The organism is Streptomyces sp. NRRL S-646, from assembly GCF_000720765.1.
In the GTDB taxonomy this organism is placed as follows: domain Bacteria; phylum Actinomycetota; class Actinomycetes; order Streptomycetales; family Streptomycetaceae; genus Streptomyces.
In genome coordinates, this window is sequence record NZ_JODC01000007.1 from 507492 (window position 1) to 533804 (window position 26313).

General features: G+C 71.4%; 26 protein-coding genes, 2 pseudogenes and 1 riboswitch. Of the genes and pseudogenes, 9 read left to right on the forward strand and 19 right to left on the reverse strand.

Annotation, left to right across the window (positions count from 1 at the left end; all coding sequences use genetic code 11):
- Positions 1–7: 7 nt before the first annotated feature.
- The gene (locus tag IH68_RS0117765; RefSeq protein ID WP_030936122.1) at positions 8–415 is read right to left on the reverse strand and encodes a RidA family protein; all 408 of its coding nucleotides are present in this window, start codon (positions 413–415) and stop codon (positions 8–10) included.
- 137 nt (positions 416–552) lie between these two features.
- Here IH68_RS0117765 and IH68_RS0117770 point away from each other — a divergent pair, with 137 nt between their 5' ends.
- The 3 genes from IH68_RS0117770 to IH68_RS0117780 all read left to right on the forward strand — a co-directional run bounded on the left by IH68_RS0117770 (position 553) and on the right by IH68_RS0117780 (position 2287).
- On the forward strand, positions 553–933 hold the full coding sequence (locus IH68_RS0117770; protein WP_030936124.1) for a winged helix-turn-helix transcriptional regulator: 381 nt from the start codon (positions 553–555) through the stop codon (positions 931–933).
- A gap of 668 nt (positions 934–1601) precedes the next feature.
- The gene (locus IH68_RS0117775; protein WP_030936126.1) at positions 1602–1931 is read left to right on the forward strand and encodes a CBS domain-containing protein; all 330 of its coding nucleotides are present in this window, start codon (positions 1602–1604) and stop codon (positions 1929–1931) included.
- Positions 1932–1993: 62 nt separating this feature from the next.
- Positions 1994–2287, forward strand: coding sequence for an SCO5918 family protein (locus IH68_RS0117780; protein ID WP_030936129.1), 294 nt, complete (start codon positions 1994–1996; stop codon positions 2285–2287).
- Positions 2288–2293: 6 nt separating this feature from the next.
- Here the strand turns inward: IH68_RS0117780 and IH68_RS49870 are convergent, their stop codons facing one another.
- On the reverse strand, positions 2294–2890 hold the full coding sequence (locus IH68_RS49870) for a hypothetical protein (RefSeq protein WP_159403689.1): 597 nt from the start codon (positions 2888–2890) through the stop codon (positions 2294–2296).
- 423 nt (positions 2891–3313) lie between these two features.
- Between IH68_RS49870 and IH68_RS58045 the strand changes: the two are divergent.
- Both IH68_RS58045 and IH68_RS0117790 read left to right on the forward strand, forming a co-directional pair.
- A pseudogene (locus IH68_RS58045) lies at positions 3314–3600 on the forward strand (MFS transporter); the annotation flags it as partial.
- Positions 3601–3808: 208 nt separating this feature from the next.
- Positions 3809–4414, forward strand: a complete 606-nt coding sequence (locus IH68_RS0117790; RefSeq protein WP_030936134.1) for a GOLPH3/VPS74 family protein — start codon at positions 3809–3811, stop codon at positions 4412–4414.
- Between the two features lie 116 nt (positions 4415–4530).
- Here IH68_RS0117790 and IH68_RS53190 read toward each other — a convergent pair.
- The 8 genes and pseudogenes from IH68_RS53190 to IH68_RS0117825 all read right to left on the reverse strand — a co-directional run.
- Positions 4531–4711, reverse strand: a pseudogene (locus IH68_RS53190) (TetR/AcrR family transcriptional regulator); the annotation flags it as partial.
- Positions 4712–4801: 90 nt separating this feature from the next.
- A complete protein-coding gene (locus IH68_RS0117795) occupies positions 4802–5383 on the reverse strand; it encodes a GAF domain-containing protein (RefSeq protein ID WP_030936136.1) in 582 nt (193 codons plus the stop codon).
- A 60-nt stretch (positions 5384–5443) separates the two neighbouring features.
- Positions 5444–6043, reverse strand: a complete 600-nt coding sequence (locus IH68_RS0117800; RefSeq protein ID WP_030936139.1) for a GTP-binding protein — start codon at positions 6041–6043, stop codon at positions 5444–5446.
- On the reverse strand, positions 6021–6392 hold the full coding sequence (locus tag IH68_RS0117805; protein WP_030936141.1) for a DUF742 domain-containing protein: 372 nt from the start codon (positions 6390–6392) through the stop codon (positions 6021–6023). Before IH68_RS0117805 ends, IH68_RS0117800 begins: the two co-directional genes overlap by 23 nt.
- 2 nt (positions 6393–6394) lie before the next feature.
- A complete protein-coding gene (locus IH68_RS0117810; protein WP_030936144.1) occupies positions 6395–6829 on the reverse strand; it encodes a roadblock/LC7 domain-containing protein in 435 nt (144 codons plus the stop codon).
- A gap of 74 nt (positions 6830–6903) precedes the next feature.
- Positions 6904–9042 (reverse strand): sensor histidine kinase, encoded by a 2139-nt coding sequence (locus tag IH68_RS0117815; protein ID WP_030936147.1) that lies wholly within the window; start codon positions 9040–9042, stop codon positions 6904–6906.
- Positions 9043–9426: 384 nt separating this feature from the next.
- Positions 9427–9837, reverse strand: a complete 411-nt coding sequence (locus IH68_RS0117820; protein ID WP_030936149.1) for a VOC family protein — start codon at positions 9835–9837, stop codon at positions 9427–9429.
- A 99-nt stretch (positions 9838–9936) separates the two neighbouring features.
- Positions 9937–10329, reverse strand: a complete 393-nt coding sequence (locus IH68_RS0117825; RefSeq protein WP_030936151.1) for a helix-turn-helix domain-containing protein — start codon at positions 10327–10329, stop codon at positions 9937–9939.
- Between the two features lie 112 nt (positions 10330–10441).
- Here IH68_RS0117825 and IH68_RS0117830 point away from each other — a divergent pair, with 112 nt between their 5' ends.
- A complete protein-coding gene (locus IH68_RS0117830; protein ID WP_030936154.1) occupies positions 10442–10828 on the forward strand; it encodes a cupin domain-containing protein in 387 nt (128 codons plus the stop codon).
- A gap of 35 nt (positions 10829–10863) precedes the next feature.
- On the opposite strand, the gene IH68_RS0117835 is transcribed toward IH68_RS0117830, so the two are convergent.
- Both IH68_RS0117835 and IH68_RS0117840 read right to left on the reverse strand, forming a co-directional pair.
- Positions 10864–11652: a DUF429 domain-containing protein gene (locus IH68_RS0117835; protein WP_030936156.1), complete on the reverse strand. Its 789-nt coding sequence runs from the start codon at positions 11650–11652 to the stop codon at positions 10864–10866.
- A 52-nt stretch (positions 11653–11704) separates the two neighbouring features.
- The gene (locus IH68_RS0117840; protein ID WP_030936158.1) at positions 11705–12958 is read right to left on the reverse strand and encodes an MBL fold metallo-hydrolase; all 1254 of its coding nucleotides are present in this window, start codon (positions 12956–12958) and stop codon (positions 11705–11707) included.
- A gap of 290 nt (positions 12959–13248) precedes the next feature.
- Here IH68_RS0117840 and IH68_RS0117845 point away from each other — a divergent pair, with 290 nt between their 5' ends.
- On the forward strand, positions 13249–14427 hold the full coding sequence (locus IH68_RS0117845) for a glutamate dehydrogenase (protein ID WP_030936161.1): 1179 nt from the start codon (positions 13249–13251) through the stop codon (positions 14425–14427).
- A 141-nt stretch (positions 14428–14568) separates the two neighbouring features.
- The gene (locus tag IH68_RS0117850) at positions 14569–15189 is read left to right on the forward strand and encodes a TetR/AcrR family transcriptional regulator (protein WP_030936163.1); all 621 of its coding nucleotides are present in this window, start codon (positions 14569–14571) and stop codon (positions 15187–15189) included.
- 111 nt (positions 15190–15300) lie between these two features.
- Here IH68_RS0117850 and IH68_RS0117855 read toward each other — a convergent pair whose 3' ends face one another.
- The 4 genes from IH68_RS0117855 to IH68_RS0117870 all read right to left on the reverse strand — a co-directional run bounded on the left by IH68_RS0117855 (position 15301) and on the right by IH68_RS0117870 (position 20976).
- On the reverse strand, positions 15301–16086 hold the full coding sequence (locus IH68_RS0117855) for an SGNH/GDSL hydrolase family protein (protein WP_030936166.1): 786 nt from the start codon (positions 16084–16086) through the stop codon (positions 15301–15303).
- Between the two features lie 172 nt (positions 16087–16258).
- Complete coding sequence (locus tag IH68_RS0117860) at positions 16259–16972, reverse strand: DUF6250 domain-containing protein (RefSeq protein WP_030936169.1); 714 nt, start codon at positions 16970–16972, stop codon at positions 16259–16261.
- A 552-nt stretch (positions 16973–17524) separates the two neighbouring features.
- Positions 17525–18427: a M23 family metallopeptidase gene (locus tag IH68_RS0117865; protein ID WP_030936171.1), complete on the reverse strand. Its 903-nt coding sequence runs from the start codon at positions 18425–18427 to the stop codon at positions 17525–17527.
- Between the two features lie 4 nt (positions 18428–18431).
- Positions 18432–18590: riboswitch (cyclic di-AMP (ydaO/yuaA leader) on the reverse strand.
- 316 nt (positions 18591–18906) lie between these two features.
- Positions 18907–20976 (reverse strand): alpha-galactosidase, encoded by a 2070-nt coding sequence (locus tag IH68_RS0117870; RefSeq protein WP_030936173.1) that lies wholly within the window; start codon positions 20974–20976, stop codon positions 18907–18909.
- A gap of 170 nt (positions 20977–21146) precedes the next feature.
- Between IH68_RS0117870 and IH68_RS0117875 the strand changes: the two genes are divergently transcribed.
- A complete protein-coding gene (locus IH68_RS0117875) occupies positions 21147–21944 on the forward strand; it encodes a tyrosine-protein phosphatase (RefSeq protein WP_030936175.1) in 798 nt (265 codons plus the stop codon).
- A 34-nt stretch (positions 21945–21978) separates the two neighbouring features.
- Here IH68_RS0117875 and IH68_RS49875 read toward each other — a convergent pair whose 3' ends face one another.
- From IH68_RS49875 to IH68_RS56390, 3 genes are all read right to left on the reverse strand, one after another.
- Entirely contained in the window at positions 21979–22104 is a 126-nt protein-coding gene (locus tag IH68_RS49875; protein WP_016431350.1) for a DUF6126 family protein, read from the reverse strand.
- On the reverse strand, positions 22101–22739 hold the full coding sequence (locus IH68_RS0117885) for a helix-turn-helix domain-containing protein (RefSeq protein ID WP_030936177.1): 639 nt from the start codon (positions 22737–22739) through the stop codon (positions 22101–22103). The genes IH68_RS49875 and IH68_RS0117885 overlap by 4 nt, the downstream gene beginning before the upstream one ends.
- A 101-nt stretch (positions 22740–22840) precedes the next feature.
- Positions 22841–26227: a hypothetical protein gene (locus tag IH68_RS56390; protein ID WP_030936179.1), complete on the reverse strand. Its 3387-nt coding sequence runs from the start codon at positions 26225–26227 to the stop codon at positions 22841–22843.
- Positions 26228–26313: the final 86 nt, after the last annotated feature.

Here is a 26313-nt window from a genome sequence, read left to right on the forward strand (position 1 = left end):
TACATGCTCAGTCGAGGACTGCGGTGGCTTCGATCTCGACCAGGTGCTCGGGGATGTCCAGCGCCGCGACGCCGATCAGCGTGGTCGGCGGCACCGGAGTGATCCCCAGCTTCGCAGCCGCCCGGGTAATTCCCTCCAGGAGCGGGGGCAGCTTGTCGGCGGTCCAGTCGACGACATGGAAGGTCAGCTTCGCGACGTCGTCGAAGGAACCGCCGGCCTCCGCCAGGGCGGTGGCGATGTTGAGGTAGCACTGCTCGACCTGCGCGGCGAGGTCGCCCTCGCCGACGGTGGCCCCTTCCGCGTCCCAGGCGACCTGCCCGGCGACGAAGACCAATTTCGAACCGGAAGCGATCGCCACCTGCCGGTAGACGTCGATCTTCGGCAGTCCGTCGGGGTCCTTCAGCACGATTGCCATGGTGTCCGTCTCCTTGCGCGGGCTCCTGTGAGCCGCTGTTCGTCAAACCGGCTCGCGGTCTCTTGTGGTTACTCAGGAACGGTAGGAGAGTCTGTATTGACATGGAAGAACGCACTTTTCAGTGACTGGGGAACCGGATGGTGACCAAGCAGTTCAGCGGCTCGGCCGAGGACGCCGACCTACGGCGCGCCGACTCCCTGGGGCGGGAGATCTTCTCCGACGTCGCCAACAAGTGGGCGCTGTTGATCATCGAAATGCTGGGAGAGGGCACGCTGCGCTTCAGCGAGCTGCGCGGCCGGGTCGAGGGCATCAGCCACAAGATGCTCACCCAGAATCTGCGGATGCTGGAGCGCAACGGCCTGCTCGTGCGGACCGTCCACCCCACCGTCCCGCCCCGCGTCGAGTACACCCTCACCGAAGCGGGCCACGGCCTGCGGGCGACGGTCGACGGGATGTGCGAGTGGACCTACCGGTACTTCCAGCACATCGAGTCCGCCCGGCGGCAATTTGAAGCTTGACTTGACGCGGCGCAGAGCTGATCGGAAATCTTCTGCGGCCACTGCGAACCCACAGGACCAATGGCATGAATTGGAACCGATGGCGCGAATACATGAGCTCCGCTCCTCGATCTGTGGTAACGTGCCAGATGTTGCAGTTTTGGTTACCAGAGACATCAGAAATCCCGGGTGCTCTTACGACTTTGCGTCGATGAGCACCCTTTCTTGTTTCCGAAGCTTTCCGGTTCTTTTCGGAGGGGCGATCATCGCGGCAACTCCAGATCGGCAAGGGTTCCGGATTCCGCTAATCCATTGGGACAAAACGGGGAGCCGAAGCCCCTTCCCGTCCATCTGAGGTCGGACCGAATGTTCGCAAGAACCATTCCGCCGTATTCCGCAAGAAACTCACGCTGCCGAAAGCCGTCGCCCCGCCGCTGTCGGCTGTTGACACTTTCGACGACCTCGATCTGCCCCGCCGGACCTGGCCGGGCGGGCCGTCCCGCGCCCCAGGTTCCCGCCGAGCACGGACGCACAACGCCCATCGGCGTTCGGATGAACCATCCGGTCGTCATGACCGCCCGCCCCGACGGAAACCCGTCGTAGAGGAGAAGCCATTGACGCCGGATCGAACTCGTTGGCCCCGTAGGGATGCTGAGACCGCCGACACCGGCCTGACGGCCCGGGACGCCATGGATGTCCCCGGACCCCAGGTCGACGAGCACATGACGGTCGACGTGGCCCTCTCCGTCCTCATCGGCGCCCGCGTCCCGCACCTGCGGGACGCGGACGGCCGGTGCGCAGGTCTGGTCACCAGGGCTCAGCTCTCCGGCCACCGCGGCGACGCGTGCTACCACGACCGCACCCGACTGCGGGACATCCCGTACGACCGGGGGCCGTTCACCTCGTCCGCCGCCGCCCTCGGCGCCGAGGAGGCCGCCATGCAGGTGCGCACGCTGCGCGCCTCACCCGTGGTCGGCGAACACGGCTACGCCCTGGGCGTCCTCGCTCTCATCCCCTGACCTACCGCACGGCGTCGGGCCGGGCTGGTCCGGCATCTCCCTCTCAACCCTGTGGAGGCATCATGCGCTGCGTCATCGCCCGTTTTCCCTTCGACTTCACCAAGTTCGAGGTGGAGCAGTCGATGCAGGGCATCAAGCCGGAACCCGTCACCGGGGTGTCCGTGACCATCGGCCGTCGCGTCTACCCGGTCATGCAGGTCGGGGAAGTGATCACCAGACAGAACCGCCGCGACTTCACCGTGGGCGAGGTCCGCAGGGCGCTGACCCAGCTCGGCTTCACCTGCCACGACGCCCCGCCCGCCCCGCCCGTGCAGCGGCCGGCGCCCTGGCAGGCAACGGCCGCAGAGTGGGACTGACCGGCGTCATGGGCTGAGCACCAGGGCCCTGCGCGAGGCTGGCGGGTGCACCCCGAACCCACCCGGGAGGCACCGCCAGCCCCAGGAACGCAGGGCCTCCAGCGTCGCGGTGTCCCCACGGCACACGAGCGTGACACCGAGGGCCGCGCCGTGGTCGCGGAGCAGCTGCTTCTGGAGGCGCCGGGCGAGGTTCCAGTCGCGGCCCTGGTACTGCCGGCACACCTCGGGCGGGACGACGATCTCGGGGATGGCGAAGAGCCGCCCCGCGGCGGCGAGGCGGAACAGGCCCATCGGCAGGTACGCGCCGAGTCCCTCCCCCGGGGTGCCCTCGCCCCGTACGGGGAATCCGTAGGCCAGTCCCGTCGGGTGGGTGTTCCCGGCGAGCACCAGGGCGAAGCCGGGCCGTTGTACGGCGGTCGCCAGCCGTCGCAGGAAGCGGGCGCGGGCCGCCTCGCCACCGTCCGAGGTGTGCGTGTACACGTCGCCCAGCTCCTGCAGACGGTCGTCGACCTGGCATCGGGTCAGCGGGCGGAGCACTGCACCTTCCCAGGGGGACGAGCCCCGTTCCCTGCCCGGCGTCGGCTCCGGCGCGTGCGCGGCCATGACGCGGTCCCTGCTCCGGGGCCGGACGCATCCACCCCGGCATCGTCGCTCGCCGGGGACGGCACCGGCGACGGAGCCGATGCGCGTGACATCCTCGGTTCCTCCACCGTACTCCCGGGATGCGCGACACCCCGCGCGTGCCGGAGCGGGCGCCTTCAGGCGCCGCGCTCCACCGCCCGGACCATGAGCCGGTCGCCTCCACCTCCCAACGGTCCTGATTCCTTCGCAGGTACAAGTCAACCCGCCCGAAAGGGGGCGGCAGTTCGGCCGCCAGGTCGTACGAGCGTGGCCACCAGGCACCGCCGATACGGCGGGCCGGCGGGCGCGCCCGGGCGTTGACACCGGCCGCAGCCGGTCGGCGCCGAGGGGAGGGAGTGGGCCGGGGCTCGTGTTGCCGTGTCTATGAGAGTTCCTGACGAGCGGGCCCACCTGCGCTTCCCCCGCTCGGTCGCCCTGATGACCGCCGGATACTCCGTCGGCCCGATCCCGGCCCGCTCGCCGTCGCCCCGCTGCTGCACCACGGCTACCACCGGGCACTGCTCCTGGCCACCCTCGTGGTCCGCGCCGCGGCCGCGGCCGCCGCCGTGCTGCGGATCGGCTTCCCGCACCACATGGTCGTAGTACGACACACAGCGCCGCCGCGACAGCGAGAATCGACCGAGGACGCCCGGCTTGCTCAGTGCCTGTCCGGCGGATCAGGGCGGCTGTAGGTAACCTCGCTTTGCAGCCGTCCAAGCGGGGTTCGGTGCGTGCAGCTGCAAGGCGGAGGAGGGCGGCGACGCGGAGCGTCGGCAACCGACGACAACGCCCCAGATGCACGCACCCAACCCCGCGACGTCGGCATGATCCGCCGGACAGGCCTTGAGGCCGGCCCCGACGCTTTCGCCCCGCACTCGGTCAACTGACGTGGAGCAGCCGATGAACACCGCACGGGACCTCGCGATCGTCGCCCTGGATGCGGCGCCAAGCCGTCAGGTCCAGCAGGGCGAGTTGTCGCTCGCGCTCGCGGGAGCCGAGGTGCTCGACCTCGTCGAGGCCCTGGCGCTCGCCCTGGACGGCGACCGCATCCTCCCCAGCGCCCCGTCACCCACCGGCGACCGCCTGCTGGACGAGGCCGTCTCCTCCCTCGTACGGCAGGAGCCGTACGAGTCGGTCGAGGAGTGGCTGTGGCGCCGGGGCCGCGGGCTGTCCTCGGCCTATGTCGACGACCTGGAGCGGGTGGGGCTGACCGCCCGGCCGCGCGGGCGCCGGATTCCGCTGCGGACCGTGCGGGCGGAGCTGGTCGACTCGCCGGCCCGGCGGCAGGCCGAGGAGCGCTGGGCTTCGGGCGAGCCGGTCCTCGCCGCCCTTGCTGCTGCCGCGGGGATCCACGAAGAACAGGCCGAGGACCAGGACGACCTCTCCGGTGAGGCGGTCACGACCGTGCTGGCCGCCGTCGGCGACGCGGTGATGGAGCTGGAGGCCGTACGGCAGCGGAAGGCGATCGAGGACTCCGCGTTCGACAACGTGTGGCGCGGCTACTAGTCGCTCCGCGGGTTGCGCCGATATTGGCCGTAGATCGTCTGCGGGCACGTTGTGGCTGGTCGCGCAGTTCCCCGCGCCCCTCGGGGGCGCTGCCGTACCGTCGGACTTCGCCCGCCGCGGACGGCCTCGGCCCGGTTGCTCAGCTCCAGGGTGAGTTTGCCGAACAGACAGCCCGACACGGTGCCGCAGCCGCTGCAGGGGTTCCGCGTCGCCGCCCACAGCGCGCGCCCAGTCGCGCTGTTGGGCCGTCCCCAGTGCTGCCCTTCGGCACCCGGCCGCCTTGCAGATCTCGGCCACTCCCAGCGCCGTGTAGCCGCGACCCTCGATGAGCGGGCGTGCGGCACCGAGGATCTGGACCGGTCGGCCGGCGACTGACCGTGCCCGCCGTCACAGCAGCGGGAGCCCGTCCGCCTCCCGTCGCTCCAGGCGGGCGACCAGGTCGGCCGCCATCGCCTTGATGGTGTCCAGGCCGGGCCTGCCCCAGGGCCGTGGCTCCACGTCGACGACACACACGGTGCCGAGCACCATTCCCGTACTGTCGATCAGCGGTGCGCCCAGGTAGGAGCGGATGCCGAACTCGTCGACCACCGGATTGCCCGCGAACCGCGGGTAGTCGCAGACGTCCTCCAGGACCAGCGCCTTGCGCCGGACCACCACATGCGGGCAGAAGCCGTGGTCGCGGGCCAGTTCGCGGCCCAGGACGGGAGTGGTGCCGTCCGCCTTCACCACGGGCCGGGGGACGTCCGAGAGATGCAGGCCCGCGAAGAACTGCCGGTTCTCGTCGATGAAGTTGACCATGGCGTACGGCGCCCCGGTGAGCTCGGCGAGGTGGTCCGCGTAGGCGTCGAGGGCGGGGTCCGGGTGTTCTGCGAGGCCCAGTTGACCGAGGCGCCGGGCCCGGGCGGGGGCCTCCTTGTCCTCGGGGGTGAGCAGCAGACGACCGGCCGGGCGCGACGGGTCGTACCTCATGGGCGGGCTCCGTCACTGTGGACGCAGGGCATATACGGGCTCCGTGGCGGTGTGCGGGGATCACATGTGGGCGCCGTGGCTCGGCGCGTGCGCCGGCGCGTGGGCGATGAGGTGCCGTACGAGGGTGAGCAGGGTCTGCACTCCTGAGCTGGAGATCCGGGCGTCGCAGCGCACGACGGGGATCGCCGGGTCGAGGTCGATGGCGGCGCGGACCTCCTCGGGGTCATAGCGGTACGAGCCGTCGAACTCGTTGATCGCGACGATGAAGCCGAGGCCGCGCTGCTCGAAGAAGTCGACCGCTGCGAAGCACTCCTCCAGACGGCGGGTGTCGGCGAGGATGACCGCGCCGAGCGCGCCCTCGGAGAGCTCGTCCCACATGAACCAGAACCGCTGCTGCCCGGGCGTGCCGAACAGATACAGCACATGTTCCGGGTCGAGCGTTATCCGGCCGAAGTCCATGGCCACCGTCGTCTCGACCTTGTTCTCGATCCCTTCGAGAGAGTCGGTCGCGGCGCTGACCGTGGTGAGCAGTTCCTCCGTGCTGAGCGGCGCGATCTCGCTGACCGCGCCCACGAAGGTCGTCTTGCCTACTCCGAACCCGCCCGCCACCAGGATCTTCAGTGCGGTGGGGAAGGGGTCAGAGCTGTCGTCGTAGTCCATCGAGCACTGCCTCCAGAAGGGCCCGGTCAGTCGGGTTGTGGTGGAACTCGGGTGGCTTGGTGGTGAGCGCCCCGCAGTCGACGAGGTCCGACAGCAGCACCTTGGTGACCACCGCCGGCAGCTTCAGCTGGGCGGCGACCTCGGCGACCGAGACGGGCGCCCGGCACAGGTCGAGCGCCTGCGCGTGTTCAGGGCCGAGGTAGCCGAGGGGGGTGGCTCCGGTGGCCATCACATGCGACAGGAGGTCGAGCGCGATGGTGGGCCGGGTGCGTCCGTTGCTGACCGTGAAGGGGCGCACCAGCCGACCGGCCGCGTCGTCGAGCCAGGGCCCGTCGCCGACCGCCGCCACGCTCAAGGCCTCATCGCCGTGGGTTCGACGGCGTGCTGCCGGGGCGCGGTGACGAGGTAGGGACGGACGCTCTTGACCAGCATCGCCATCTCGTAGCCGAGCACCGCCGCGTCGGCCTCGCGGCCGGCCAGTACGGCGAGACAGGTGCCGGAGCCGGCGGTGGTCACGAACAGCAGGGTCGAGTCGAGTTCGACGACGACCTGGCGGACGTCGCCGCCGTCGCCGAAGCGGACCCCGGCGCTGCGGCCGAGGGAGTACAGGCCGGAGGCCAGGGCGGCCATGTGGTCGGCGCTGTCCGGGTCGAGGCCGTGGACCGACTTCACAAGCCCGTCGCAGGAGAGGAGTACCGCACTGGTCGTGTGGGGTACGCGCTGCACGAGGCCGCTCATCAGCCAGTCGAGATCGGATACATGGCCGGTCGGCGCATCGCTCGCCATGGTGGATCGACTCCTTGGGGTACGAAGGTCTGCGGGAGCGGTGGGGGCGGTAACGGGGGTGGGGACAGGGGTGGTCATCCGGCTGGTGCGCTCCCGTCGTGCCGGGTGGGATGGTCGGTGCCGCGCGCGGACACGGGGCGTGCCTCGGCTATGTGGGCCGGGTCCATGTGCGATACGTCCACGGACGGCGGCGGAGTGGTGGCGGTGACGTCCGTGCGGAGAACGTCCAGGGGCGAGCTCGGGAGGATGGACGCGGCCTCTGTGTGAGCCGGGTCGGTGAGCGGACGCGACTCGATGCGCGGCGCCTGCTCCATGGGCTCGGCGGCCATGTAGGCAGACTCCATGTGTGCCGAAGCCATGTGCGCCGACTCCATGTGTGCCGAAGCCATGTGGTCCGGCTCCAGGTGCGCGGTCGACGCTGTGTGTGCGGCCCCCGTGTAGTCCGAGTGTTCCGCGTACTCGGCGCGCTCCGACTCGAGGTTCTGCTGGGCCTCCGCCAGGCCGATGCCGCGCTGGAAGGCGGCCATCAGGCCCGGGTCGTGGCCGGCAACGTACTCGGACTCCAGGCGTGGCGCCGGGCCGTCCCGCAGCTGGGGTGCGATGTGCTCCTGGGCGCGGCGGCGCGGCAGTTGGGGCTTGCCCATGGTGCCGCGGACGGTGCCGGTGCGGGGCGTGGGCGGCGTGGCCGCGTTCTCCGCGACCAGCCGCCGGTCGTCGGGCCGGATGCCGGGCAGAGCCTCCGCGGGATTGGCCCGCTCCTCATGGGCGCCGCGCACCGGGAGCGGTCCGGGTCCGCTGCCGCTCTGCGTGCTGTCGTTGAGCGGGCCGGCGTTCGCCGCGGCGGCCGTGGACTGCGCGGGCGGCGGGGGCGCGACGCGAGGCCCGACGGTCTCGGGTCGGGGCCCGGGCGGCGCCTGCGGCTGGGACCGCGGCGGTACGGACGGCTCGGGCATCCCCATCACGCCTGTGGCACCGTGCGGCTGCGCTGCACCCCCGGGCACACCCGGCGTCGAACCCAGCAGCCCCTGCGGTACGACGAGAACGGCCTGCACTCCGCCGTAGATGTTGGTCTGCAGCCGGACGTTGATGCCGTGCCGCCGCGCGAGCTGCGAGACGACGAACAGTCCGATGCGGCCGTCCGCGAGCAGGCTCGCCACATTGACCTGGTCCGGGTCGGCGAGCAGGGCGTTCATCTTCTTCTGCTCGGCGACCGGCATGCCGAGGCCACGGTCCTCCACCTCGACGGCGAGTCCCGAGGTGACGAGGTTGGCGCGCAGCAGGACCTGCGTGTGCGGTGCGGAGAACACCGTGGCGTTCTCGACGAGTTCGGCCAGCAGGTGGATGACGTCGGCGACGGCGTGGCCGCGCAGGGTGCCGTCGATGGGGGGCACCAGCTTGACCCGGGAGTACTGCTCGACCTCGGCGATGGCGGAGCGCAGCACCTCGGTCATGGAGACGGGGTTGCTCCACTGCCGGCGGGAGACGGCGCCGCCGAGGACGGCGAGGTTCTCGGCGTGCCGGCGGATCCGGGTGGCGAGGTGGTCGACGTGGAAGAGGCCCTTGAGCAGGTCGGGGTCCTCGATCTCGTTCTCCAGCTCGTCGAGGATCGAGATCTCCCGGTGCACCAGCGACTGCAGGCGCCGGGCGAGGTTGACGAAGACCTCGAGCTTCTGTTCGCTGCCCGCCTGGCTGGAGAGCTGGGCGGCCTGCACGACGGCGGTGACGGCGCCGTCGTGCGCGCGGGTCAGGTCGGCGGCGAGCAGCTCGAAGTCGTCGGCATCGTCCGCGGGAGAGCTGCGCGGCTTGCGCGGGGGCGGGGTGTCGCCGCGGCGCAGCGACTCGACGAGGCCGCGCAGATCGGCCTCGCCGCGGCCGCTGATGCGGCGCAGGGCGCCGAGGCGGTCGGTCACCGACCGGGCGGCACGGTCGGCGGCCACGGAGGCGATCAGGATCCCCGCGAGGGCCACCGCGGCGGCGCCGGCCAGCACGCCCCACAGGGTGAGGCTGGGCCGTGCTCCGGTGGTGCGGACGGTGAACAGGACGGCCGCGCTCGCGCTCAGGGCGACCGCGATCGGCGGCAGCACGGCGAGCCGCAGCAGCTGGGGCCGTATGTGCGTCTCGGGCAGCGAGGGTACGGGACGGGCAACCGGCCGTCCGTGCCGCCCGCCCTCGCGGCGGTCTGCGCGGGCGGCCGGTGCGCGAAGGTGAGACATCGGTGTCCTCGTCGTACTGATCCGTCGGTGCCTGGGGCGCGTGCTGCGCGGTTCGGGCATGCGTTGCCCGATGGACACTCACAGTAGTCGCCAACGCATCATGTGCGGTGGGCAGTTGACAAAGTCCCCCGGCGAGCGTCCCGCTCTGGTATGAGACTTCGTACGACAGACCGATAAACCCAGCGGGCACATGATCCTGATCAATAAAGAATCGATCAGAGCTGGTCAGAAGCAGTCGCCAGGAAACGGTGAGGGCCGGGGAGCGACTGCTCCCCGGCCCTCACCGAATGCCCTTTTCTGTCCGCCCGACAACCCGCCGGGACCGTTTCGGGACGCTCACACGCCTCCAGAAGTCATCCCCCGAACGTCACTCAGTGTATTGAACTAAGCCTTCGGCTGGGTGAACCTGATGCTGTTGCCGAACGGGTCCCTCAGACCGCAGTCGATTCCGTACGGCCGCTCGGTGGGCTCCTCCGTGAACTCGACGCCCTTGGCCTTGAGGGTCTCGTAGGTCTTGCGGCAGTCCTCGGTCCGGAAGATGAGGAAGCCGCCCGTCGCGCCCTTGGTCAGCAGCTCGCGGACCTGTTCCGCGGTCTCCTCGGACAGCCGCGGCGGGCCGGGCCGCTCCAGCAGGACCTCGCGGTCCGGCTGGCCGGGGACGTTGACGGTGAGCCAGCGCATGAAGCCGAGGTCGGCGTCGGTGTTGACCTCCAGGCCGAGCTTGCCGACGTAGAAGTCGAGGGCCTCGTCCTGGTCGAGGACGTAGATCTGCGAGTGCGTGATTGCTGTGAACATGTGCATCACGCTACGAGCCCGGCACCGCGAAAACTTATCCAAAACTGCTCTGTCCACCGAAGAACGAGCACAAGGACGAGCACAAGGAGGACGGGGCCGTCAGGCGCTCGGCCGCATCCACGCCATCGTGAAACAGGTGGGGACGTCCAGGGCGACGGCCTGTTTGCGGTACTCCCTGGGCGAGCGGCCGACGACGTCGCGGAAGGTGCGGCTGAAGGTGCCCGGGCTGCCGAAGCCGACCTCGAAGCAGATGTCCGTGACGCTGCGGTCCGTCTCCCGCAGCAGGAACATCGCGCGCTCGACGCGGCGGCGCTGCAGATAGCGGTGCGGTGTCTCGCCGAACGTGGCGCGGAAGGTGCGGGCGAAATGCGCCGGGGAGACATGGGCGATCCGGGCCAGGGCGGGCACGTCCAGCGGCTGGGCGTAGGCGCGGTCCATCGCGTCCCGGGCCCGCAGCATGCGGCGGTTCGTTTCTTCTGCGGCGCGGCTCACGGCGCCATCACACCATGGTTCGCCGAAGGGTTCCGCTCTGGTGGTGGGGCGCCTGGCTAGCCTGGGTGAGGAGACAGGCCGCCGTTCGACGGCCCGAGCCGAAGGAGCCTTCATGGAGCTTCCACGCGACGAGGTGGCCGTCGCCCGTCCCGGCGACCGACGGCCCGGGCCCGCAACAGCGGGAATGGACCGGCAGGAGGCGTTCGCCACCGACGGAATGTGGTCGGGATTCGTCCGCACCGAACCCGGGACGGTCTCCGGCTGGCATCACCACGGCGAGCACGAGTCGGTGATCTACGTCCTCACCGGGGCCCTCAGGATGGAGTTCGGCCCGGACGGCTCGCGCACGGTCGATGCCGGTCCCGGCGACTTCGTCCACGTACCGAAGGGCGTCGTGCACCGGGAGAGCAACCCCTCGGCGGAGCCTGCCGACATCATTGTCACGAGGGCGGGGACGGGGCAGTCCACGTTCAACGTGGACGGGCCCGCACAGGGCTGAGACGCCGGCTCCGCCCACTCCGGTCGGCGGTGTCTTCAGCGAAGGGCGGCCAGGTCCCCGCCCGGCAGGTGGATCCAGCCCTCCTGCCGGGCGGCGGCACGCTCGTCCGCGGTGCGCGGCCACCGGGTGTCCCCGACCAGGACGGCCCTCGCGACCAGAGCGCAGAGCAGGGCGTCGAGATGGTCGTGGCTGTCGGCGCACATGGAACGCACGGGCTCGGGCAGGGCCAGTTCCAGGCCTTCCTCGACCGCGAGAAGAATGTGCTCGCGGACCTCGCGCGCTTCGGGCGTGGCGCTCTTGTAGCTGCGGGCCGGGCGGATGCCCCACCGCCGCAGCGCGGCGGCCGGGTACACCTCGGCGACCTGGCCCGACCCGTCCCGGGGCACAGGGGTGCCCGTCGTCGCGAGCGCGTCCAGGAGACGGGCCGCACGCAACGCCACGACGCCCAGCAGATCGGTGGACACCGACAGCGGAGGGCGCATCGAGGTCGCCTTCCAGGTGAGGTCGTCGGTCAGCCGGAACCGCAGCGCGTCCAGGCCGGGGCGGCCGTCCGTGCGCTCCTGGAACCGGGCCTGCGGCGGCAGCCGTAGGCCCTGGTGGTGGGCGAGGACCGTGGCCACGAAGCTCGACGGCCAGCCGAGCGGACAGTCGAGGCCGGTCTTGTCGGCGGCCCGGACCAGCGCCAGCAGGTCCTCGTCCCCTTCCGGTACGACGAACTCGGTCGTCACGGCGCCGTCGGCTGCCCACAGCACGCGGCACACGGCGGTACGCCGTGCACTCGCCGCCAGGTCGACCCCGACCGTCACCGTCTGCTGATGACTCATGCCGGGATCCTCTCCCGGCATGCCGGGTCGGGTCACGGCCGCCCCGTCGAGGTCAGCCCGCCGATACCGGCTCGGGCTCCCCTGTGCCCTCCGCGGACTTGCCGTCGGCTTCGGCCTGGGTCTCGGCGCCGGAGTCGGCGGTCGTCTTGATCGCCGCCTTCGTCAGCACGTCCGCCGTCGGCCAGCCGCCGGCCGGGGCCTGGGCGACAGCCCGCCACCACGGTTCGGACGGAACCGTCTCCGCGGTGGGCTCGAAGGGCTCTCCCGGGCGGGGCAGGGCGATGCGGGAGCCCGTGGCGCGGGCGGCCGCGACCGTGCCCTCGCCGGGCTCCGCCCAGGGGTGCGTGGCCAGGTTGAAGGTGGCCCAGTGGATCGGCATCATCACGCCGTGCGGCTCGCCGCCCTGCAGGTCGAGGTGGGCGCGCATGCCCTCTTCGGGCGTCATGTGGATGTCCGGCCAGAAGTCGGAGTAGGCGCCGATCTGGATCATCGTGGCGTCGAAGGGTCCGTGCTCGGCGCCGATGTCCTTGAAGCCCTCGAAATAGCCGGTGTCGCCGCTGTGGAAGATCCGGTGCTCGTCCCCGGCGATGGACCAGGAGGCCCACAGGGTGTGCTGGGTGTTGCGCAGACCGCGGCCGCAGAAGTGGCGGGCCGGGGTGGCGGTCAGGGTGAGGCCGCCGACCTTGGTCGCCTCGTGCCAGTCCAGCTCGCGCAGCCGGTCGGCGGAGACGCCCCAGTGTTCGAGGTGGGCGCCGACGCCGAGGGGGACGGCGAACAGCGTGTCCGTGTCGGCCAGTGCCTTGATGGTGGGCAGGTCAAGGTGGTCGTAGTGGTCGTGCGAGATGACGACGACGTCGACCGGGCCGAGCGCGGCGATCGGCAGCGGCACCGGGTGCAGCCGCTTGGGTCCGACGAAGGAGAACGGGGAGCAGCGCTCGCCCCACACGGGGTCGAAGAGCACCCGCTGTCCGTCGATCTCGGCGAGCACGCTGGAGTGCCCCATCCAGGTCAGCCGCAGTCCGGTGGCCGGCGGCTTCGCGATGTCGGCGAGCGTGGTGGGATGCACGGGCACCGTGCCCTTGGGGGCGCGCCGGGGCCGCTCGTCCTTGTCGAAGAAGACCTTCGCGAAGTCCATCGTGGAGCCGGAGGGCCGGGTCCGGGCGGTGCCTCCGGGATTCTGGAAGACCCCGTCCTTGAAGTGCGGTGATCTGCGGATGCGCGCGAGACGCTCACCGCTCGGGTCCGCGCCGAAGCCCGCGGGCTGCAGCGCACGGAGCCCGGAGCTCAGGGAACGGAAACCGGACACGGTACCTCCAGGTGGAGTCGACGAGGCATTCCATTATGGTCGGCTCCTCCGACAACACCTGCGCCGTCCGGGTCGCTGCGGGCTCATTCCAAGCAAAGCCCAAAGATTGCCGACAGCTTGGTGAACCGCGGACCGCCGGCGTCCATTCCCGTCCTCCTGCCGGCGCCGCGGTGATCGATCCGCCCGTTGACAGAGGGTCCTGCCGATTCCGATACTGACTGTCGATTCAGTAATCGAGGGACCTTCGTCCCTCCGCCGCCGCCTCTGGTCACCATCCGCGAGGAGATCGCATGACCGCCCCCCTGATGTCGGTCACCTGGACCGACCACCTCACCGGCCGCCAGGGCTTCCTGGTCGTCGACCGGCTGGTGCGCGGCGTCTCCAGCGGCGGACTGCGCATGCGCGCGGGCTGCACCCTGGACGAGGTCGCCGGGCTCGCGCGCGGGATGACCATGAAGGAGGCGCTGCACTACAACCCCGAGGGCCGCTACGTCCCCCTGGGCGGCGCCAAGGGCGGCATCGACTGCGATCCCCAGGACCCGCGGGCGTACGCCCTCCTGGTGCGCTACCTGCGGGCCATGAAGCCGTACGTCGAAAGCTTCTGGACCACCGGGGAGGACCTCGGTCTCAGCCAGGACGTGGTGGACCGGGCGGTGGCCGAGGCGGGGCTCGTGTCGTCCGTCCAGGCCGTGTATCCGCTGCTCGACGACGAGGCGGCGGCGCGCCGGCGGCTCGCGGACGCGTTCGCGATCGAGGTGGACGGCATCGGGCTGGACGAGCTGGTCGGCGGGTGCGGGGTCGCCGAGTCGGCGCTGGCCGCCCTGGACCGGGCGGGCGTGCCGTACACGGGAACGCGGGTCGCCGTGCAGGGTCTGGGCACGATGGGCGGGGCGACGGCGCGTTTCCTCGCGCGGGCGGGGCTCACCGTCGTCGCCGTCGCCGACATCAAGGGCACCATTGCCAACCCGGCGGGCCTCGACGTCGAGGCGCTGCTCGCCGCGCGGGACGCGTACGGCACCGTGGACCGTGCGGCCCTGCGCCCCGGCGACCGTGAACTGCCCGGCGACGCCTGGCTGTCGGCGGAGGCGGAGGTGCTCGTACCCGCGGCGGTCTCGTACGCGATCGACACCGCCGACCAGGAGCGGATCACCGCCCGCTGGATCGTCGAGGCGGCCAACATGCCCGTTCTGCCCGAGGCGGAGGAACTGCTGGCCGCGCGCGGGGTGACGGTGCTGCCGGACGTGATCGTCAACTCCGGGACGAACGCCTGGTGGTGGTGGACCCTGTTCGGCGACATCGGCCCGGACGCGGAGGAGGCGTTCGCCCACACCCGCCGCTCGATGCGGGCCCTGACCGAGCAGATGCTGGCCCGCGCGGAGGCCGAAGGGACGACCCCGCGCGCCGCCGCGCACGCCATTGTCGCGGACCGGCTGCCGGTGATAGCGGAACGGTTCGGCTGGTACCGGTGACGACGGTCCGGGCATCCGTGCCGGACATCCGGCCGCCTCGGAGAGTACAAGCAGCTGTACGGCCGCACCGCGCACCCGCTCGAACCCGCCAACTGCTGACCTCGCCCGGCGTCACCAGCGGCGACGGAATAGGGTGACCGCGTGGCGAGAGTGCGGTTGAGCGTGGCCGAGCGGCGCGAGGAGTTGCTGCGGGCCGCCATCGGGCAGATCCAGGCGCGGGGCGTGGCGGCGGTCAGGATCGCCGACGTGGCCTCGGCACTCGGCGTGAGCAACGCGCTGGTGCTGTACCACTTCTCGACGAAGGAGAAGCTGGTCGCCGCCGCGTTCACCTTCGCGGCCGAGGACGACCTCGGGCATCTGCGCAAGCTTCTCGGCCGCCGTACGACGGCGCTGCGGCGGTTGCGGTCGGCGGTGCGCTGGTACGCGCCGACGGGCCAGGCCAAGGGCTGGCGGCTGTGGATCGAGGGCTGGGCGGCGGCGCTGCGCGAGCCCGCGCTGCGGGAGGTCACGCGCGACCTCGACAAGCAGTGGAAGGCGGCCATCGCCGAGGTCATCGCGGAGGGTGTGGCCGCGGGCGAGTTCCGCTGCCCGGACCCGCACGGCGCGGCCCTGCGGCTGACCGCCCTGCTGGACGGGCTCGCTGTGCAGCTGACCTCGTACGCCGGTGCGGTGTCGCGGGCGCGGGCGCAGGAGTGGGTGGACGAGGCACTGGCCCGGGAACTGGGACTGGAGCGGGCCGCGTTGACGGCTTCGGAGCACTGAGCCCCCGCACTCGGCGGGGGCTCAGTGCCACCGGGCCGCTGTTCCGCCCCCCAGCGAGGGCCCTTCTCAAGCCATTTCGAGGGCTCGGCCCAGGACGGTCTCAGGCGGCTGTCAGGCCACCGAAGCGATCCGCATCTTGATGTCGTCCGGCGACAGTGCACCCTTGGCCGTGACGTGGTCCCCGGACGACTCGCCGCGCAGCCGGCGGCCGATCCACGGCACCAGGTACTCGCGCGCCCAGTGCACGTCGTCCCGTCGCACGTCGAGGGTGCCGCGCGGCGGGAGCGGCGGCCAGGGCTGGTCGGGGTCGGCCGGCACCTCGAGGCCGAGGACCTGCCCGGCGCGCAGCGCCACGCGCGTGTGCCCCTCGGGCGAGAGGTGGAGGCGGTCGCCGTCCCACGCCCTGCGGTCCTGAACGGTCCTCAGGGACCACAGGTCGAGCACGGGACAGCCGTACCGGTCGGCGATGGCCCGCACATGGCCGTTGTAGGTGGCGATCTTGCCGCGCAGGTGCTTGAGCACGGGGACGCCACGGGTGTCGAAGCCGGTGGTCACCATGACTGTGCCGGCGACTTCGGTGAGCCGGGCCACCGCCCGCTCGAAGCGCTCGGCGACCTCGTCGGGGTCGGTGCCGGGACGGATGATGTCGTTGCCGCCCGCGCAGAAGGAGACGAGGTCCGGCGCCAGTTCGACGGCCTGCGGGACCTGGTCCTCCACGATCTGGTCGAGCAGTTTGCCGCGCACGGCGAGGTTGGTGTAGCCGAAGTCGCCCTCGGGTCGCCGGTCCGCGAGAAGCACCGCGAACCGGTCGGCCCAGCCGACGAATGCCCCGTCGGGGCCGGGGTCGCCGACGCCCTCGGTGAAGCTGTCCCCCACCGCAACGTACGACCCGATCACTGATCTGCTGTCACTCTTCGAATCGTCTGTCACATCGACCATGATTCACCTTCGAATGTGACCTACGCGACCGTAGGAAAGGGTTGACGTGCGGTGAGATAAGCCACTTCTAAAGTGTTCGCCAAGCCCGGAATACCCCGCCCATCAGCGACGTTGAAGCGTCGTCAAGGCATCAGAGACGGTGCGGGGCGAGCCGGCGGACCTTGAAGTCGGCGATCCGGAAGTGGCTCCAGGTGGTCCGGAAGGCGAAGTGCCCCCTTGTGTACGGCTGCTGGTCGGTGTAGTCGAAGACGAGCCGCCCGTTGTTCCACCAGCGGACCGCCGAGCCTTCGGAGACGATGCGGACGCGGTTGGGTTCGTTCGCGACGAGGAGCGGCTCCGTGTAGTCGTGGATCAGCGGGCGGACCCCGGGCTCCCCGACGTAACGGCGCAGGCGGGTCGTGGTGTTCGTGTTGGCGCCGTAGCCCACGTAGTACGTCTTGAGGTAGTCGTACTCGGCCAGTGCCCCGTTGCGGCGGGTGGCGAAGAGGTCGTCCGGGGAGCGGACGTCGGTGGCGTTCCAGAAGTTGTTGAGGTCGGACACGCGGTCGTTCGCGCCGCCTTGCGACACGGGCGTCGCCGTGTACTCGATGACGTAGGGCCCTTCGAGCCGCTGTCTGAACCAGACCGTCGCCCCGGCGGGTACGTCGACCTCCAGCACCCCTCGGGAGGCGGTCACGGTGCCGCCCTGCTCCAGTTCGACCGCCCACTTGCCGAGGCCGTGGCGGAAGTCGTCGCGGGCGATGAGGCGGCCACGGGGCGAGGCACTGGCGGCCGGTGCGGGGGCGAGGGCTGCCAGGGCGGCGCCGGCAGCCAGGGCTCCGAATGCTCTACGGGTGCTCGTCACGGGGGGGGGTGGCTCCTTCGGGTGGAGTGAGGGGTGGATCCGAGAAGGGTGAGCAGGTGGTCGGCCGCATTGCGGTGGCCCTGAACGCCGGGTGGACGGTGCCGTTGAAGTCCACGTCCGCCAGGGAAGCCAGTCGGTGGTGTCGACGAACTCGGTGTGCGGGTCGGCCAGTTCACGGGCGTGCCGCGCGGCTTCCCGCAGCCGGAGGAGGCAGGCGCGGTAGGCGGCCGGGAACTCGGCCGAGCAGCAGGCCGTGCCGCTGGCGGCGAGAAGACGTCCCTGACGGCCAGAAGCGATGCCTCCTGGCGGTGCGTCGACCGACGCCGGGCACGGGAACCTCCGCAGGCCTGGGAAGACAGAGACGGGGAAAGCGCTTTCATCGCTACGGAGTTCACTGTGCCCCCGCCTCCCGCCGCTGTCGACACCCGTGCAGCCCCCGCCACAAGAACGCAATACGGCAAACATGAGCGCAGCCGGACACACCGAAGGCCGGACCCGGGGATCGGGGTCCGGCCTTCGGCAGCGTGTCAGGCAGGTGGTTCCAAGGGGATGTCAGCCGACGCCGACGCCCTTCGAGCGGAGGTAGGCGACCGGGTCCACGTCGGAGCCGTAGTCGGGCGTGGTGCGGATCTCGAAGTGCAGGTGCGGGCCGGTCACGTTGCCGGTCGCGCCGGAGAGGCCGAGCTGCTGCCCCTCGGTCACGGTCTGACCGGCCGAGACGGAGATCTGGGACATGTGGCCGTACTGGGCGTAGTAGCCGTCGGCCAGCCTGATGACGACCTGGTTGCCGTAGGCGCCACCCCAGCCGGCGGAGACGACCGTGCCCGCACCGACGGCCTTGAGGGCGGTGCCGGTCGGGACGACGAAGTCGACACCCGTGTGGTAGCCGCTGGACCACATACCCCCGGGCACGTGGTAGCCGGTACCGACGGTGCCGCCGGCCACTGGGAGGGTGAAGCCGGTGGGGGCGGACTCGGAGGCCTTGGTGGCAGTCGCCCTGCCGGCGGACGAGGCCGTCTTCGAGGCGGACGAGGAGGACGAGGACTTGGTGGTGTCCGTGGCGGCCTTCCGGCCGATCGTCAGCTTCAGGCCCGGATGGATCAGCGACGGGTCGTCGCCGACGGCCCGGCGGTTGTCCGAGTACAGCTTGTGCCAGCCGCCGGAGACATGCTGCTCGTCGGCGATCTTCGAGAGGTAGTCGCCGGCCCGCACCGAATAGGTCCGCACGCCCGCATTGCCGGCGGCGCTCTTCTGGGCCGCCTTCTTCTCGGAGACCGGAAGGGACTGGACGGCCTTTTCCGAAACCGCCTGGGAAGCGGAATGGGTTGTGGCGGCATGGGCGCCGGTGGCCCCCATGAGCGGGAGAGCGAGTGCGGCGCCACCGGTTCCGGCGACGGCGATGGAGCGAGTGAAGCGCTGGGGCTTCGGACGGCGGTGTTTACCCTTCGCGGGCATGACGAATTCCTCTCCGGCGCCTGCGAGGTGAGCTGTCGGGTTCGGGCTGGAGATGCCCGGCCGCGCATGCGACGCGGCTTTACCCCTAGCCGTTCCGGAGACCGGAACAGGCAGTTGTACCTGTGGGTCCCCCGCTCCTGCCGTTCACGGGTGAGTTCTGCGGGCACCGGGCGGCGGCAGGATTGGGCGTCCGTCCGGATTGGTGGCGAACGTAAGCGACCAAGACGCAAAGCAACAAGTGCCGGTTCCCCGTGAATGCTTTTCTATTGATCCCTTGAGAGAAAACCCGGTGACCCTGCGTTGATTCCGGAGTGATCGTCTCGACCAAAAGCCCTTGTAAAGCACGCTAATTACGTGGACATGACGCGCCACGCACCGTCATGGATATGACGCTCCTCACGTGCCGCTGCTCCAGGATCCCCCATTCGGGAGCGAGTTGGAATGAAGAGGCAGAAGGAGCGCCAATCCGGACAGAAGGCTCAGATGCGCCGCAGACGGAACACTGCCGCGTCGAGGTCACCACGCAATCCGGTGCGCAGTCCGTGATGCAGCAATACGGCACCGCTGTGGATTTCACCCGTTTCGGGGCATTCATACGAGGCTGTCGGGTCGAGGCCCCGCAGTCGCAGCGCCGGCACGGGCTCGCCGTGGCTCTGCGCCTGGAGCCAGGCGAGGACGACCGCCTCGTCCCCGCGCACGTACTGCACCGCACTCAGTCCGCCCCGCGGAGGCCGCAGCCGGTAGAGGTCCCCGTGCTGCACCAGCGGCCGGATCTCCTTGTAGAGCCCCACCCACTCGCCGGCCTCGGCGAGCTCCTCCTCGGTCCACCGGGTGAGGTCCCCGCCGACCCCGAGCACGCCGGCCATGGAGCTCACGAACCGGAAGCGCAGCGAGCTCACCCGGCCGTTGAGCTGGGTGTTCGGGCTGTCGGTGACCCAGGCGGCCATCACGCGCGCGGGGTGGACCTGACTGAAGCCATGCTGGATGGCGAGCCGGTCGAGCGGGTCGGTGTTGTCGGAGGTCCACACCTGGTCCGTACGGCTCATGATCCCGAGGTCGATCCGTCCCCCGCCGCCCGAGCAGGACTCGAAGGCGACATTCGGATGGGCCGCCCGCAGCCGGTCCAACAGGGCGTACAGGGCGCGGACATGATCGACCCAGAGCCGCTGCGGATAGGACTCGCCGGGCCAGCCCGCGTCGGTGAAGCAGCGGTTGAAGTCCCACTTCACATAGTCGACGGGAGCGCTGGAGAGGAGCGCGTCGAGCTGCTCCCAGAGGTATTCCTGGACGTCCTCCCGTGCCAGGTTCAGTACGAGCTGATTGCGGAATTCCGTCCGCTTTCGTCCCGGCTGGAACTGCACCCAGTCGGGGTGGGCGCGATAGAGCTCGCTGTCCGGGTTGACCATCTCGGGCTCGACCCAGATGCCGAACTGCATGCCGAGGGCGTGCACGTAGTCCGCGAGAGGCTTGAGGCCGTTCGGGAATCGGTCCCGGTTGACCGTCCAGTCGCCGAGTCCGGCGCGGTCGCTGGTGCGCTTGCCGAACCAGCCGTCGTCGACCACGAACAGCTCGACGCCGATCGCCGCGGCCCGTCGCGCCAGGGTTCCCTGCTGCTCCTCGGAGATGTCGAACTCCGTGGCCTCCCAGGAGTTGAACAGCACCGGCCGGTCCTGCTCGGCGTCCGGGATGACGTACGCACGCTGGTAGGCGTGCCAGGCGCGGCTCGCGCCGCCGAAGCCGCCGTCGCTCCACAGCCCGGCGAAGACGGGGGTCGTGTACGACTCGCCCGCCTCCAGGCGCAGCAGCCCGGAGTCGTCGTAACCGGCGCCGCCGGTGATCTGCACGCGCGCGTCCGGGAGTTGCGCCACCGCGATCCGCCAGGAACCCGACCAGCCCAGAGCGCAGCCGTAGACCTCGCCGCGTTCCTCGGTGGCGTCGGTGTCGAGGGCGACCCAGGGCAGGTGCTGGTGTCCGGTGTGGCCGCGGCGGCTGCCGATGATCTTCTCACCGTAGGTGAGAGGCGCGGCGGTCAGCCGGGACTCGGCGGCCCAGCGGCCGTGCAACTGGGACAGCCGCCACTCCTCGCGCTCGGGCAGCGTCCAGGTGGCGGAGTCGGCGCGCAGCAGCTCCAGGGCGGGCCCCTCGTTGTCGAGGGTCACCCAGCGTTCCACGACGTCGTGCCGCATCCGGTAGTGCAGCGTGATCGCGAGACCACCGTCCCGGAAGGCCAGCCGGAGGTGATCGCCGTCCACCTCGTACGTCTCGAAGCGCCACTCGGTGCCGCGCCGCTCGTCGCTGCGCACGGACAGGGCGGGCCGCACGAAGCGGGGGCCGCCCTCCACCGGGTACTCCTCGCGTCCGTCGAGCGGGGACTCGAAGGGCCAGTAGTCCGGCAGCGGGCGGACGGCGAGCGCCTCGGCGTCGGCGAGCGCGATCCGGGGGCCCCAGTGCAGGTGCAGCAGTTCGTCGTCCTCGGTGAGGTGCACGGCGTAACTGCTGGCCGGCCCCGAGAGGAGCCACGTACGGCCGTTGTCTGCGATCTCCAGCATCAAGCCCTCACACATCTGAACAGGTGCGACCAATCCCCAACATCATCAAGCCACGTGTGCCCTGGTCGCAACGCCTGTGGACAACTCATTGCCTCAGGAATCCATGTCGTATCGTCGGGAGGGTGCCCGTCGACGAGCCGCGCCGGCCGGGCGGACTGGGAGGAGCCCCCGTGACGCAGCAGATCCCGTCGACCGAGCCCGAGCTGGCCGGAGTCCGCAACTTCCGTGATGTGGGTGGACTTCCGACCGTGGACGGACGGCGGGTGCGCTACGGGGTGCTGTTCCGCAGCGGTCACCTCGCGCACGCGACCGAGGAGGACGCCGAGTTCCTGTCCTCCCTGGGGCTGCACACGATCTTCGACTTCCGCAACGCGGCGGACCAGAAGCTGGAGGGCCCGGACGTCGAGCTGCCGGGCGTGCGCAATGTGAACCTGCCGCTGTCGGACCCGGCGGACGGCTCCGGGTTCTGGAAGATGGTCCGCGACGGTGAGATCGACCAGCTGCGCGAGCTCCTCGGCGACGGCAAGGCGGCGAACCGCATGATCGTCTCCTACCGCACGATCATCAAGGAGCGCACCGCCGAGCACGCGCGCGTGCTGCGCTCGCTCGCCGACGACAGTGTGCCCGCCCTGATGCACTGCGCGGCGGGCAAGGACCGCGCGGGCCTGTCCATAGCCGTGACACTGCTCGCCCTGGGCGTCGAGCGCGAGGCGATCGTCGCGGACTACCTGGAGTCGAACGCCAAGCACCGCCGCTACAAGGTGCACCGCAGCGGCAGCTCCGCCTCGGCCTACTCCCCCGAGGTGATGGAGCTGCTCAGCCCCCTCTTCGAGGCGCGGGCCGAGTATCTGACGGCGGCCTTCGAGACGATCGAGGAGACGTGGGGCGACGTCGACACCTACCTGGAGCAGGGCCTCGGGCTCACCCCCGAACTCCGCGGGCTGCTGCGCGAACGGCTGCTGGACTGAGCCGGGCCGTTTCTCTCTCGACCGAGTCGGGCGGCTATTTCGCCCCGATCTCGAACAGCAGGTAGATGAAGGCCGCGAAGAGGTGCCCCACGGCGATGTAGATGATCAGGCGCACCCACAGGGCGCGGGGGAACTTCTCCTCCATGTTGCTGTTGCTCATGGCATCTCTCCGGTGATCGGGCCCAGGCACAGCGTGGCCGTCGGGCTCTGCAGCAGGGTGTGGACGAACAGGAGCTCCACGCCGTCGGGATCCTGCGCGGCGATCCGGTGCGGGGTCAGCGAGTCGAAGTGCGCGCTGTCGCCGGGGGCGAGCCGGTGCGTGGTGTCCCCAAGGCGCAGCCGCATCCGCCCCTTGAGGACGTACAGCCACTCCTCACCGGGGTGCACCCGCACGATGTCGCCCTGGGAGCCGTGCGGTACGTGGACGCGCAGGGCCTGCATGCCGCGGCCGGCCGCGCCGGCCTGCCAGTAGGTCCAGCCGCCGGCGGCGGTCGGTTCCATGTCGGCGGCGCGCACGACTGCGTCCCGTTCGGCGACCGTCTCGCCCAGAAGCTCCGAGACGGTCGTACCGTAGATACGGGCGAGGGCGAGCAGCACCGGCAGCGAAGGCTGGCGTTGCCCGGTCTCCAGCCGGGAGAGATGGGCGGCCGACAGTCCCGCGGTGCGCGCCGCGGCCTCCAGGGTGAGGGAAGCGCGGCGGCGCAGGGCGCGGAGCTGGGGTGCGACCACGGGCAGGATCTCGTCCGGCCCGGCCGACGCGTCCGCCGAGGCGGGCCCGGTCTCGGGAGAGCTCATGCTCTCCATTCAGCCAAAGCATTACCCCTGCGGCAAATTTCTTGCCTCAGAGGCAAAAAGGCTGCCTCACGTGCGCGCTGTCGCGCCTCACGTGCGCGCTGTCACTCCGACGCCGTCACCGTCTGATGTGCCTGGTGCCGTACATCGGGGTCCTGATGTGTGCGCAGCTGCCGCAGCAGCGTCCGCCACTCCTTCGGCCAGCCGAGGGCGCCGGCCGTCCCGACCACCAGCTGCACCGCGAGCAGACCGGTGACGGTGCCACCGTCTCCGGCGAGCCGCTCGGCCGCCGCCAGCAGAGCCGCGACGCGCTCCGGCTGCGCCCGGTGCGCCCCGCCCGTCGACAGGCGCCCCGCAACCTGGAGGGCGACCGCTCTTCCGGCGCCCTCCAGCGCCTGCGCCAGATCCAGCAGCCGCCCGAGCAGCCGGTCCGGCTCCTCGGTCCGTTCGACCAACCGCCCCAGCAGCGCGGCGCGTTCGGCCACCAACAGCGGTTCCGGCGCCAGCAGTGCGGCGATCGTCGCCAGCCCCTCGGGCCGCCCGGCCACGTTGAAGGACGGTGACACCAGGGTCCGCAGCCGTTGCAGCGCCGGCAGGTCCCGGTCCGCCAGCGCCTCGCCCCCTCCTTCGGGCGTGTGCATCGCGGCCAGGAGGCCGGTCACCGCACCGTGGAAGGCGCTGCCGGCCTCCGTGCCGCCCACCGGGTGCGGGAGGTCGGAGAACGCCAGGTCGCGCAGCACCCAGGTCGCGTACTGCCAGTGCGCGCGGCTGCCGAGGTCGGACACGGTGCCGGAGATCCGGCCGGCCAGCCCGGGCGCGTACCGGGCCCAGGGGGCCAGCCCCTGCAGGAAGCCGTATCCGGTGAAGCCCTCGCACGAGGCCAGCCCGGCGTCGTAGACCGCGTCGACCACCGCCGCGTATCTGGCGCGGTGCGCCTCGGCCAGTTCCCACGGCCTCACCTCCACGACGGCCTGGAGCACGCCCGGGGAGTCGTCCTGTGCGGCGGTGTCGAGCAGGCTCCAGGCCTCCGGTACGCCCAGCAGCGGCGGCAGCGTACGGATCACGACGGACCGTACATCGGGGTGCGAGTCGGGGGCGAAGCCGCCGGCCAACAGCGCCACCGCCTGCCTCGGCGGCAGGAACCGGGCCGCGAGGCGTACGGCCTCCTTGCGGGAGGTCACCTTCACGGGCCGCTCCCCGTTCAGCAACGCGCCGAGCGCCGAGGCGAGTTCGGAGGGGCTGCTGAAGCAGGCGGCGCGCGTCGCCGCGTACACGGCGACGCGGGCCCGGTCGCCGCCCGCCTCCTCCAGGAGCACCGGCAGCGCGTCCTGCGGGCGGTCGGTCCAGGGCAGCGCGGCGAGCGCGGCCTCGGCGACGACCACCTCCTCGTCGTCCCGGTGCCGCGTCGCCAGAGCCCAACCCAGCTCCGGCACCGGCGCGACGGCGCGGATCGCGGCGGCCCGGTCGTCCAGCGGCAGCGAGCGGTCCGCCGCCACCTGCTCGGCGAGGTGTGCCGCCGCCCGCTGCTGGCGGGGCAGCCAGCGGTCGGCGGAACTGAGGTCCGGCAGCGGCCGGGCGGCGCCGGGGACCAGGAAACGCCCGTACGGCGGGGTGTCGGCCAGCAGCGTGTCCAGCAGGTCCGTCCGGCTGCGGGACAGCACGCGGCGCACCGGCGCGAGGACGACGGCGGACGGCTCCTGCCCGACGATCACCGCCGCGCGTTCCTGACGGGTGGCCGGGGCGGCCAGCCACAGCTTCGCTGCCACCTCGAACGTCATGTCGTCGCCGCGCTCCAGCGCCGTGGCCAGCATGTCCTGGAGCGCGGGCATCCGCCGGGCCCGCGGACCGAACGCGGCGGCCAGGCCGAGCAGCAGCCGGAAGTCGGATCTGGCCGCCGCGGCTTCCAGCCAGGGGCGCAGCGCCTCGAACACTTCGTGTTCCTGGCCGCGCCGCAGGACCCGGTGCAGCGGCCCGAAGTCCGGTACGCCGACCCGGCCCGTCATCCGCTCCAGGGTGTTCAACGCCCAGGTCCGCAGGGCCGTTTCACCGTCCCTGGCGTGCTCGACCAGCACGCGCTCGGCGAGGGTGCGCAGCGACGTCAGACTCGCGGCCGAGCAGTCCCGGGCTTCGAGGGCGTCGACGGCGATGCGGTCCAGCGGCTCGGCGTCCTCGGGGGCGAACAGCCGCGGGTGCACCTCGGCGAGTGCCTCCAACGCGGCGGCGCGGACGGGGTCCTGGTCGTTGCGCAGGCGGGCAGCCGTGCCGAGCACCTCGGTGACGGACTCCCGGCCGCCGTCCCGTGCTGCGCAGGCCACCAGCAGCGGCCAGGCGGCGGCGCGGTCGTCCGCGTCGGACCGCCGGATCGCGGCGAGCAGCGCGGAGCGGGCCTCGTCGTACGGACCGTGAGCGAGCGTGTCGAGGTCGTCCCACCAGTCGCTCCGGTCGCCGAAGTCGGCCGCCGCGCGCCGCACCGTCGCCCAGCGACGTTCGCGCGGCAGCAGGTCCAGTACGGCCAGCGCCGGGTCCCAGCCGGTCCCGTCGGCGGTCACCGCGTCGAGGAAAGCCGCCCGCCTGCCCGGGGCCATGGCCTTCAGCAGCGCGGCGAAGTGACGGTCGCGGTGCAGCCAGTGGCGGCCCAGCAGCGGCAACGACTGCGGCTCGGCCCGCGCCAGCCGACGCAGCACACCGGGCGGCGGGGTGGCCGGGTTGCGCGGGGTGTGGCGGTCGGGGGAGATGATCCAGCGCACTACACGCTCGGCCTCGGCGTCGACCAGCGCGCCGAGGGCTCCGAAGAGACCGGGCGGCATGCCGGGCGGCCCGTACCGCTCCAGCAGTGCCAGGACAGCCGAGGGACGGTGCGGGGTGAGGGCCGCGACCGTCGTGGCGTTCAGGCGCCACCAGTCCTCCCGCTCCCGTCCGTCGGAGCGCTCGGACAGGGCGCGTTCGGCGTGGTCCAGGACGGGCCCGGGGTGGCGCCGGGCAAGCCGGGTCCAGCCGTCGACGGCGTGCGCGAGCCGCGGCAGTTCCTGGGCGACGAACGGGGTGGAGCAGGCGGCCAGCAGCCGGGCGGCCTCGGCCTCGCCCCACTCCGAGCCGAGCCGGGCCACCAGCCGCTCGGCGAGCGCCGTACGGCCACCGGAGGCGAGAAGGCGGGCCAGCCGCCGGCGCAGTGCGGCCGATGCGTTGTCATATGCCGCCTCGACCGCCTCGTCCGGCACGGGCAGGATCCGGGCGCCGCGCTGCGCGTAACCGGCGACGACCGTGTCGGGGTCGGCGAGCCGCTCGGCGAGGAAGCCGGCGTCCCGGCCGACGAGGGCGGCCAGCGCGGCGAGGCGCCGCTCGTAGGGGCCGCGCGCGTCGAGGTCGGTGAGCAGAGGAGCGAGTCGGCCTTCCGCGACGAGCCGGCGTGCGGTCGTGGCGGTGAGGGCGAGGCGGGCCGGGAACGGCAGTGGTTCAAGTGCGGAGAGCAGTTGCTCCGCGGTGGTCGGCATCCGGCGATTGTGCCCCACGGTGATCGTTCATGCGATCGATTATTCGAGTGGGGAGCCTGCAGGCCGGGGCCGGTGGAGCCCCGTCC